The sequence below is a fragment of the Phreatobacter sp. genome (assembly GCF_030691135.1).
Lineage (GTDB): Bacteria > Pseudomonadota > Alphaproteobacteria > Rhizobiales > Phreatobacteraceae > Phreatobacter.
Map to the genome: position 1 here is coordinate 1 of NZ_JAUYFA010000083.1, position 9028 is coordinate 9028.

General features: G+C 69.8%; 11 protein-coding genes, 1 tRNA gene and 1 pseudogene. 8 read left to right on the plus strand and 5 right to left on the minus strand.

Annotation, left to right across the window (positions count from 1 at the left end):
• Positions 1 to 227, minus strand: a pseudogene (locus Q8O26_RS14915) (hypothetical protein); the annotation flags it as partial.
• On the opposite strand from Q8O26_RS14915, the gene Q8O26_RS14920 reads away from it, so the two are divergent.
• Positions 226 to 453 carry a hypothetical protein gene (locus tag Q8O26_RS14920; protein WP_305576947.1) on the plus strand — a complete coding sequence of 76 codons (228 nt, stop codon included), beginning with the start codon at positions 226 to 228 and terminating at the stop codon, positions 451 to 453. The pseudogene Q8O26_RS14915 and the gene Q8O26_RS14920 sit on opposite strands and share 2 nt — an antisense overlap.
• Before the next feature lie 132 nt (positions 454 to 585).
• On the opposite strand, the gene Q8O26_RS14925 is transcribed toward Q8O26_RS14920, so the two are convergent.
• The gene (locus Q8O26_RS14925) at positions 586 to 1062 is read right to left on the minus strand and encodes an Hsp20 family protein (protein WP_305576948.1); all 477 of its coding nucleotides are present in this window, start codon (positions 1060 to 1062) and stop codon (positions 586 to 588) included.
• 280 nt (positions 1063 to 1342) lie between these two features.
• On the opposite strand from Q8O26_RS14925, the gene Q8O26_RS14930 reads away from it, so the two are divergent.
• The 3 genes from Q8O26_RS14930 to Q8O26_RS14940 all read left to right on the plus strand — a co-directional run bounded on the left by Q8O26_RS14930 (position 1343) and on the right by Q8O26_RS14940 (position 3418).
• Positions 1343 to 1741 carry a PepSY domain-containing protein gene (locus Q8O26_RS14930; protein ID WP_305576949.1) on the plus strand — a complete coding sequence of 133 codons (399 nt, stop codon included), beginning with the start codon at positions 1343 to 1345 and terminating at the stop codon, positions 1739 to 1741.
• 9 nt (positions 1742 to 1750) lie between these two features.
• Positions 1751 to 2374, plus strand: a complete 624-nt coding sequence (locus Q8O26_RS14935; protein ID WP_305576950.1) for a hypothetical protein — start codon at positions 1751 to 1753, stop codon at positions 2372 to 2374.
• 93 nt (positions 2375 to 2467) lie between these two features.
• Entirely contained in the window at positions 2468 to 3418 is a 951-nt protein-coding gene (locus Q8O26_RS14940) for an alpha/beta fold hydrolase (RefSeq protein ID WP_305576951.1), read from the plus strand.
• A 4-nt stretch (positions 3419 to 3422) separates the two neighbouring features.
• Here Q8O26_RS14940 and hisN read toward each other — a convergent pair whose 3' ends face one another.
• Complete coding sequence (gene hisN / locus Q8O26_RS14945) at positions 3423 to 4205, minus strand: histidinol-phosphatase (RefSeq protein ID WP_305576952.1); 783 nt, start codon at positions 4203 to 4205, stop codon at positions 3423 to 3425.
• A gap of 160 nt (positions 4206 to 4365) precedes the next feature.
• On the opposite strand from hisN, the gene Q8O26_RS14950 reads away from it, so the two are divergent.
• Complete coding sequence (locus Q8O26_RS14950) at positions 4366 to 5637, plus strand: MFS transporter (RefSeq protein WP_305576953.1); 1272 nt, start codon at positions 4366 to 4368, stop codon at positions 5635 to 5637.
• A gap of 399 nt (positions 5638 to 6036) precedes the next feature.
• Here the strand turns inward: Q8O26_RS14950 and Q8O26_RS14955 are convergent, their stop codons facing one another.
• Positions 6037 to 6927, minus strand: coding sequence for an N-formylglutamate amidohydrolase (locus Q8O26_RS14955; RefSeq protein WP_305576959.1), 891 nt, complete (start codon positions 6925 to 6927; stop codon positions 6037 to 6039).
• Positions 6928 to 7160: 233 nt separating this feature from the next.
• Between Q8O26_RS14955 and cpdR the strand changes: the two genes are divergently transcribed.
• From cpdR to Q8O26_RS14970, 3 genes are all read left to right on the plus strand, one after another.
• A complete protein-coding gene (gene cpdR, locus Q8O26_RS14960) occupies positions 7161 to 7526 on the plus strand; it encodes a cell cycle two-component system response regulator CpdR (protein WP_305576954.1) in 366 nt (121 codons plus the stop codon).
• A 106-nt stretch (positions 7527 to 7632) separates the two neighbouring features.
• A tRNA-Val gene (locus tag Q8O26_RS14965) sits at positions 7633 to 7707 on the plus strand.
• 124 nt (positions 7708 to 7831) lie between these two features.
• A complete protein-coding gene (locus tag Q8O26_RS14970; RefSeq protein ID WP_305576956.1) occupies positions 7832 to 8200 on the plus strand; it encodes a hypothetical protein in 369 nt (122 codons plus the stop codon).
• A 10-nt stretch (positions 8201 to 8210) separates the two neighbouring features.
• On the opposite strand, the gene Q8O26_RS14975 is transcribed toward Q8O26_RS14970, so the two are convergent.
• Positions 8211 to 9028 (minus strand): aldehyde dehydrogenase family protein (locus tag Q8O26_RS14975; RefSeq protein ID WP_305576958.1); only part of this gene is annotated, 818 nt, incomplete at its 5' end.

Below are 9028 nucleotides of genomic sequence, written 5' to 3' on the forward strand. Positions count from 1 at the left end.
CCGCCGCCGGCATTGAGCGTCGAGCCGGCCCAGCCCTTCCAGCCGCCGGCCGGTACCGCTCCCCAGGCCGAGCAACCCGCACCGCCGCCGCCCACCGCGGCGCTGCCGCCGGCTCCGACGACCCCGACGGTCGAACCCGTCCCGCCCGCCATGGCGATCCCCGAAGCGCCGGTGCGGCAGATACCCGCGCCCTCAGCGGCCCTGCCGCCAACGCCGGCCCCGGTCATGCCCGTACCTCCCGCCGCCGATCCCGTCGTGCCGCCGGCACCGGCAGCCACAGCGCCCCGGGTCGAACCGGCGCCGGCCACCGAGACCGCCCAGAAGCCCGGCGAGAGCGAAGGCGTGCTGATCGACGGCCGCTTCCTCGGGCCCAACGGCGAAAGCCTGCCGCCAGCCGGCGGTGCGCCGGCGACGCCCGGCATCCGTCAGGTGACGCCGCCCGCCTCGAACTGACGGGCCGGCGGCCCTCGGCCGCCACCAGCCGCGACGCATGACGACGAAACGCCCCGGTGATGCCTCACCGGGGCGTTCGTGCATCTCAGGAGGGGCCGTTGGAGGACGGCCCTGCTGTCGGGTCGATGCGGGTCAGGCGGCCTGGCGGTCCGTCGTGCCCTCGATGGTACGCGGGCCGGAGCCCGTACCGATGGAGATCTGGCGGGGCTTCTTGGCCTCCGGGATCTCGCGGACCAGATCGACATGCAGCAGGCCGTGATCGAGGACCGCACCCTTCACCGACACATGGTCGGCGAGCTGGAAACGGCGCTCGAAAGCGCGGGCGGCGATGCCCTGGTGCAGATAGTCCGGCTTGCCCTCAGCTTCGGCGGGGGCCTTCCCGCCACGGATGGTGAGGGCCTGTTCGCGGACCTCGATCGAGAGGTCCTTGTCGGTGAAGCCGGCGACCGCGACGGAGATGCGATAGGCGTTCTCGCCCGTGCGTTCGATATTGTAGGGCGGGTAGGTCGGCGACGGCGCCTCGACGCCGGAGGTCTGGTCGAGCATCGAGAAGAGCCGGTCGAAACCGACGGTCGAGCGATAGAGCGGAGCAAGATCGAAGCTGCGCATGGATGTCCTCCTTCAAGCGACACCAGAGTGGGGACCCGCCTGTCGTGGCCGGGCCTTGCGATGGGTGCAGCCCGCAAGGGGCCTGCACGGGACCTGAGTTAGGAATGCCGCGCGGGCCGCGCAAGAGGGGGGAGCGGCGACGCCCGGCGGATGAAGAGCGGGTGAATGGCGGCTTCCGCGACGGTTCAGCCGAGGGGGCGCAATCTCGCTTCGATGATGGCGGCAGGCCCTGCCCTGCAACCACGCGTACAAGCCCCGACGGGGACCGGATCGAATCGCCATGCCCGACTTCGCAACCTTTCCCGCCCGCATCACCGGCGACGCGCCGCGTGCCACGTCGCTCTCGCGCCTCGCCCTCGGCGCCGTCGCCGGGTCGGCCGGCATGGCGCTGGTCATCGCCGTGATCGCCTGCGCCAGCGGTCTGGCCCGGGCCGATGCGCCGACGCCGCGCCGCCCTGCGGCCGAAGCGCCGCTCAGCGCCGGCGAGGTGGCGGGCCGCCTTTCGGCGCGCGGCTACTCCGTCACGGACCCCGTCGTGCGGCGCGGCAGCACCTATCTGACCCACGGAAGCGACAAGCATGGCCAGCGGTTCCGGCTGGTCATGGATGCCCGCAACGGTGAAATCATCGGCCTCAGGGTAATCGGCGATGTCCCGCCGACGCGCCGGGGCCGCCCCTGACGTCCTGTGGTGCCGTGCGTCCTGCAGGTTCTGGCTGACCTTGCGGAACAGACGGTGCTGGAGGACAGTGCGTCCAACGACAAGGAGGAACTGGCCATGCGGACGATCCTGATGACGACGGCCTTCGCGGCCTTGATACCGGGCATGGCCGCGGCCATGCCCCTGGCGCCGGCCCTTCCGCAGACCTCGGCGGTGATCCAGGTCCAGGGGCTCCCCGGCAACTATCGCGGGGACCCCTGCTCGCCGGGCGCTCCGCCGGTGCGCGTGACGATCATCGACGGCGCGACCGGCCAGCCGATCGAGACCCATGTGCCGGCCTCGCGCTTCTGCCGCGGAGGCGGCGGCGATTTCCAGCGTCCCTCCCGCCGCTTCGAGGACGACCGCCCGATCTATCGCGAGCCGCCGCGCCGCTTCGACGACGATCGCCGGGTCTATCGGGACGCTCCGCGCCGGTTCGAGGACGACCGCTCGGTCTATCGGACCGGCCCGCGCTACTACGACGAGCGCCCTGTCTATCGGGAGCGTCCGCGCTACTACGATGACGAAACCCCGGTCTATCGCCCCCGCCGCCCGCCGCCGCCCGGCTGGGAGCGCGATCCCTATAGCGGCCGCGACACGCGCATCCTGCGCTGACGCTGCCGTTCAGGCGATGTTAGCGCGGCGGGGGCATGATGATGTCCCCGCCGCCTGATCGTGCGGGTTCGCCTGCCCGATGGACCGCATGTCATGGATCTCGTAGCACTCCCCGACAGGCCGATCCCCGCGGGCGTGCGGGCCGGCACCATCACCACCGCCGACCGCATCCCCATCCGCTATGCGCGCTGGGACGCAACCGGTGCGCCGCGCCGCGGCACGGTGGTGATCTGCCAGGGCCGGGCCGAGTTCATCGAGAAATATTTCGAGGTGGTGGCGGACCTGCGGGCGCGCGGCTTCGGCGTGCTCGCCTTCGACTGGCGTGGCCAGGGCGGGTCGGGCCGCCTCCTCTCCGACGGCCGCAAGGGCCATGTCCGGCGCTTCTCCGACTACCAGACCGACCTTGAGACCGTCATGACCATCGTCGGCCTGCCCGATTGCCGGCCGCCCTTCTATGCCCTCGGCCACAGCATGGGCGGCGCCATCCTCATCGAGGCAGCCCATGCCGGCCGCACCTGGTTCGACCGCATGGTGCTGGCGGCGCCCATGGTGGCGCTCGCCCAGGTGACCCGGCCGGCGGTAATCCGCCCGCTTCTGTCGGCGATGAGCCTCACCGGTTTCGGCGGCGCCGTGATCCCCGGCGGATCGCCGCAGCCGGTGTCCATGAAGCCTTTCGACGGCAATCCCGTCACCTCCGACCCGGTCCGCTACGCTCGGGCCGCCGCCTATGCCGAGGCCGATGCGCGGCTGGGGCTCGGCGCCCCCACCGTCGGCTGGGTGCGTCAGGCGCTCGCCGTCACCCGGCGCTTCGCCCATCCGCTCTACACGCGCGGCCTGCGCCAGCCGATGCTGCTGGTCGGCGCCGCCCGCGATCCCCTCATCGACACGCCGCGGATCGAGGAATTCGGCCGCCGCCTGAAGACCGGCGGCGCCGTCGTCGTGCCGGGATCCCTGCACGAACTGATGCAGGAGCGCGACGAGATCCGCACCCAGTTCTGGGCTGCCTTCGACGCCTTCGTCCCCGGCGAGATGCCGTTCCTCTGAGGGATCAGGCGTTGAGGATCGCCAGCGCCTCGGCATGGACGCGCCGGTCCCCGGCGGCGACGATGCGCCCGCCGGCCGCGGCCGGCCCGCCGTCCCAGCTCGTGACGATGCCGCCGGCGCCCTCGATGATCGGGATCAGCGCGACGATGTCATAGGGCTTCAGGCCAGCCTCGACGACGAGGTCGACATGGCCGGCGGCGAGCATGCAATAGGCATAGCAGTCGGCGCCGTAGCGATAGGTGCGGCAGCGCGCCTCGACGGCATCGAACCGGCCGCGCGTCTCCGAATCGAACAGCCGGGGCGAGGTGGTCATGATGGTCGCCGCCGCGAGCCCCTCGCAGGGCCTGACCATCAGGTGGCGACTGCCGGCCGGCCCCTCGTAGCGGGCGCCGGCGCCGTCGCCCCAGAAGCGCTCGCCGATGAAGGGCTGGTGCATCATGCCGAAGACCGGATGACCGTTGCGCGCCAGGCCGATCAGCGTGCCCCAGACGGGAATGCCGGCGATGAAGGCCTTGGTGCCGTCGATCGGGTCGAGGATCCAGACATGCTCGGCATCGGCGTTTTCCTCGCCATATTCCTCGCCGACGATGCCATGGGCGGGAAAGGTCCGCTTGATGAGCTGGCGCATCGCCGCCTCGCCTGCCCGGTCGCCTTCGGTGACCGGATCGAACTGGCCGAGGCCGGCCTTGTTCTCGACACCGATGGCCGAGCGGAAGAAGGGCAGGATCGCCTCGCCCGACAGGCGGGCGAGATCGCGGACGAAGCTCTCGAAATCCACAGCACTCACGATCTCTTCTCCTCGCCATCGGGGCCGAAGAGCTATAGGCACGGGGCCGGCGGGCGGCAACAGCCGGCGGGTTCCATGCGCCGGCAGGGCCGCAGGCGTGCCGGCGCCCGCCTTGCAGGAACGCTGCGGGACGGGCAGTTTCGCCGGCCCGGAGGACAAGGTGCCGCAATCAGCCAAGGGAGGGCGTTCGAGCCCCGCGGGTCTCACCCGCCCGGCGGTCCTCGCCATGGTCGCGGTGCTCGCAACCGCGACCGCACTCAGCCAGTTCTTCCGCAATTCCGTCGGCGTCATCGCCACGACCCTCGCCGACGAACTCGGCCTCGATCCCGACCAGCTCGGGCTCGTCGCCTCCTCGTTCTTCCTGATCTTCGCGCTCTGCCAGATCCCCGTCGGCATCGTCATCGACCGCTGGGGCCCGCGCGTCGCGCTGCTGGGATCCAGCCTCTTCGCGGTGGCCGGCGCCCTCGTCTTCGCCCAGGCCAACGGACAGGCGGGCCTCATCGCCGGCCGCCTGCTGCTCGGCATCGGCTGCTCGACCTTCTTCATGGCGCCGCTGGTCATCTATGCCCGCGCCTTCCCGCCCGCCGTCTTCGCCAGCCTCGCCGGGTTCCAGATCGCCTTTTCCAGCCTCGGCACGATCCTGGCGACGGCGCCGCTCGGCTGGATGACGGCCGAGCTCGGCTGGCGCTCGGCCTTCCTGCTGGCCGCCCTCGTCTCGGCGCTGCTGCTCGTCGGCATCGTCCTCGGGGTGCGCGGCGCGGCCACCGGACGCCTGCCCGGAAAGGCGACGGAAACGCTGCCACAAGCCTTCGGCGGGATCGGCGCGGTGATGCGCACGCCGGGCTTCTGGCCGCTCTTCCTGATGTCCTTTTCCACCTTCTCGACCTTCGCCCTCTTCATCGGCCTGTGGGGCGGCCCCTATCTCGCCCATGTCCACGGTGCCGATCTTGCAGCCCAGGGCCACACGCTCTTCGTCATGGCGATCGCGCAGGTGGTGGGCACCATCGCCTGGGGCTCGGCCGACCGCTTCACCGGCGCCTACAAGCCGCTGGCGGTGACCGGCGCGCTGCTCACCCTCGCCCTCCTCGGCGCCATCATCACCGTCGGCCATCACGGCGTCCTGCAGGCCGGCACCATCATCGCCCTGCTCGGCTTCGCCTGCGCCTTCACCCCGGTGCTGGTGGCCCATTCCAAGGCGCTGTTTCCCCCGGAGATCACCGGGCGCGGTCTGTCCCTCATCAACATGGGCACGATGAGCGGCACCTTCGTGTCCCAATGGCTGACCGGCCTCGCGGTGAAGGCGGCGGCGGGCGGCGCAGCAACCTATCCGGTGACCGCGTTCCAGATCGCCTTCGCCATGCAGGCGGTGCTGCTGGCGGTGGCGACGCTGGTCTATCTCAGGGCGCCAGAACCCCGCCGCTCGGTCCCCTGAGAGCGGGCGCCGCATCGGCCGAAGGGCGGTGTGAAAAAAATGGGACAGCCTTCTTGCCTTTTCCGGAGACCCCGGGCATATTGTTGCAGCGCGGTATCGCCTTGCGGTGCCACGCAGCCCTCCTTGGGCGTTTCCTCCCTAGACTTGGGCCGCTCACGAAAGTGGGCGGCCTCTTTCTTTGGTGGAAACTTATTTTCTTCTTATAAATCAACGACTTGATCCGCCATTTCCGTGACACGGAACTTGGCCTCGACCCGTCGTATACAATCGAAAAAGCCGAAGATTCGTTGTGCGTCGCACCCTGATCAATCGATCAGGAGGCCCCGGAGCAGGGCAAGCCCATTCCGTTGCCGGCGCGACAGATTCGCTCGCCATGCAAAAATGATGGGGCTGATGCGGCTATTCCGCCGCGATGCGCCAGTCGCCGGCACGGTCCAGCGGCAGCCGCGCCAGCGCTTCGGCGAGGATCATCAGGTCGCTCTGGAGGCGGCCGAAATCACCGGTCGGGCGATAGGTCCGCTCGTCCATGTAGATGGCGCGGTTGATCTCGATCTGCACCGCATGGACGCCGGTCTGCGGCTGGCCGTAATGCTCGGTGATGAAGCCCCCCGCATAGGGCTTGTTGCGCACCACGTTGTAGCCGCGCGCCCGCAGCACCCCCTCGATGAGATCGCCGACGGCCGGCGAACAGCTCGTGCCGTAGCGGTCGCCGATGACGATGTCGGCGCGCGGCCGGTCCTCGCGGATGGGCGCCATCGAGGGCATCGAGTGGCAATCCACCAGCAGGGCCTCGCCGAAGGCCCGGTGCACCGAGGCGATCAGGCGGCGAAGCGCCCGGTGATAGGGCTTGTAGAGCGTCTCGATGCGCACCAGCGCCTCGTCGATCGGCAGGCGGCGCGCATAGATCTCCTGCGCCTCGCCGACCACGCGCGGGATGGTGCCGAGCCCGCCGGCGACCCGCATCGAGCGGGTATTGGCGAAGGTCGGCAGCCGCCCGTCGAACATGCGGGGGTCGAGTTCATAGGGCTCGCGGTTCACATCCACCATGGAGCGCGGGAAATGGACGCGCATCAGCGGCATGCCGCGCTCCACCACCCCGGCGAAGAGGGCGTCGACGCCGGTATCCTCGGAGCGCCGCAGCAACGGCAGGTCGAGCCGGACCTGGCCGATGAAATGCGGCGGATAGACACGGCCCGAATGGGGCGAGTTGAAGATGACGGGCGCGCGCGTCTCTGCCGGCTCCAGCGCCTCGAAGGCGGGGTCGATGTCGCAGATTTCGGCTTCCATCATCACGCGTCCGTCGGCGCGCGTCACGGGCGCCACGACCTCCACTCTAGCGCGCCGCGCCGGGCTGTGAACCCTCAACCGGACGTGACTGCCCGTCGCGGTCGAATGGCGCTTCGCACGGGGTGCCGCTGCTCTTCACCGCACATTTACCATCTTCATGCTTGATGGGGCACAAGCGGGACCGGGTTCGCTACACCGCCTCCCCGACGACGGACGGACGAAGGACCGCATTCAGCATGGGCAAGATTCTCCTGGCCGAAGACGACAACGACATGCGCCGATTCCTGGTCAAGGCGCTGGAGACTGCCGGTTACGACGTCGCCCATTTCGACAATGGCCTGTCCGCCTACCATCGCCTGCGCGAGGAGCCCTTCGAACTGCTCCTCACCGACATCGTCATGCCGGAGATGGACGGTATCGAACTGGCCCGCCGCGCCACCGAACTCGACCCGGACATCAAGGTCATGTTCATCACCGGCTTCGCCGCGGTCGCCCTCCAGGCGGACTCGCAGGCCCCCAAGGATGCCAAGATCCTCTCCAAGCCCTTCCACCTGCGCGACCTCGTCAACGAGGTCGAGAAGATGCTCCAGCAGGCCGCCTGAGGCCTTGTCCACAAAGGCGCAATTTGGCCCGCGCGATGCTCTTGCACCGTTCCGCGATCCCCACTATACGGTGCGCCTCGCTTTCGCGGTCCCTCGGATCGCAAAAGGGCGCGTAGCTCAGCGGGAGAGCACTACGTTGACATCGTAGGGGTCACTGGTTCGATCCCAGTCGTGCCCACCATTCGAGGAAAACCCCGCCGGAGCGATCCGGCGGGGTTTTTCGTCATGGCCGCAGCCGGAACGCGGGTGACGACCACGTTCCTCGCCCCGGTGGAACTTCGGGGGGCTCGCCGCGTTATCCGACCATGCTCACGGTCCGGACCCGACACGCAGCGACTGGTCTGGCGATAGCAGCCCTTGCGGTCGCGCTGGGCGCCTGCGCCTCCAATTACGCGACGCAGGGTCCGCTGACGGTCAGCTCCAGCCTGCCGCCGGCATACATCGCATCCTGCATCGAGGGCCTGTTCAACACCCGCCACCCCCCCGTCCGGCGCTCGCCCCTCATCGGCGGTACGCTGATCAAGGCGATGGACGACAACGACCGGACGATCGCCGCTGTCAGCGTCCTCAGCGAGGCCGGCGAGACCAGCGTCGCCTTCGTCTCCGACCATGCCGACCGCTCGTGGTACGAGCACCTGTTCCGCCAGTGCGTGGCGCTGCCCGGCGACCGCTGAGTCCCGCGTCTCAGCGCATGACCGTGCGGCTCTGCTCGCGCATGAACTGCGGCAGGTAGAAGGTTCCGAGCCCGCCCTTCGATCCCGTCCCCGAACCCTTCCAGCCGCAGAAGGTCTGGATTCCCGGCCAGGCGCCCGTCGTCGCGCCGCTGGCCCGGTTGGCATAGAGGACGCCGGCCTCGGCGGTGTCGAGGAAGAGGGCAAGCTCGCTCTCCTCGCGCGTGTAGATACCCGCCGTCAGGCCATAGGGCACCGCATTGCCGCGGGTGATGGCCTCATCCAGCGATGAAAAGCCGCGCACCGTCAGGAATGGCAGGAACAGCTCGTCCCGGTGCAGGGCGTGGTCGTCCGGCAGGCCGGTAACGATGGTCGGCGCGGCATAGTCGCCGCCGTCGTAGATCCCGCCGCTGAGCACCTGCCCGCCCGTCACCGTCGCCCCGGCAGTCCGGGCCGCTTGGGCCGCCTGCTCGAAGCGGCTGCGGGCGGCAGCGCTGATCAGCGGCCCCATGAAGACGTCGCGGTCTCGCGGGTCGCCGATGCGCAGCGCCGCCGCCTTCTCCTCCAGCGCCGCGAGAAACGCCGCACGGATGGCGTCATGGACGAAGACCACCGACCCCGCCGAGCATTTCTGCCCCTGCAGGCCGAAGGCCGAGCGGGCCATGCCGGCGGCGGCCGTCTCGATATCGGCCGAGGCCGTGACATAGGTCGGGTTCTTGCCGCCCATCTCGGCGAGAACCGGCCGCGCATGGGCGCCGCCGACGCCGAAGCCGCGCAGGATCGCCATGCCCACCCCATGCGAGCCGGTGAAGGCGATCCCGTCGATGCCGG

Coding starts and splice junctions, on each gene's coding strand:
- Q8O26_RS14920 (WP_305576947.1), top strand. CDS start 226: ATGCCCGTACCTCCCGCCGCCGATCCCGTCGTGCCGCCGGCACCGGCA.
- Q8O26_RS14925 (WP_305576948.1), bottom strand. CDS start 1,062: ATGCGCAGCTTCGATCTTGCTCCGCTCTATCGCTCGACCGTCGGTTTC.
- Q8O26_RS14930 (WP_305576949.1), top strand. CDS start 1,343: ATGCCCGACTTCGCAACCTTTCCCGCCCGCATCACCGGCGACGCGCCG.
- Q8O26_RS14940 (WP_305576951.1), top strand. CDS start 2,468: ATGGATCTCGTAGCACTCCCCGACAGGCCGATCCCCGCGGGCGTGCGG.
- Q8O26_RS14955 (WP_305576959.1), bottom strand. CDS start 6,927: ATGATGGAAGCCGAAATCTGCGACATCGACCCCGCCTTCGAGGCGCTG.
- cpdR (WP_305576954.1), top strand. CDS start 7,161: ATGGGCAAGATTCTCCTGGCCGAAGACGACAACGACATGCGCCGATTC.
- Q8O26_RS14970 (WP_305576956.1), top strand. CDS start 7,832: ATGCTCACGGTCCGGACCCGACACGCAGCGACTGGTCTGGCGATAGCA.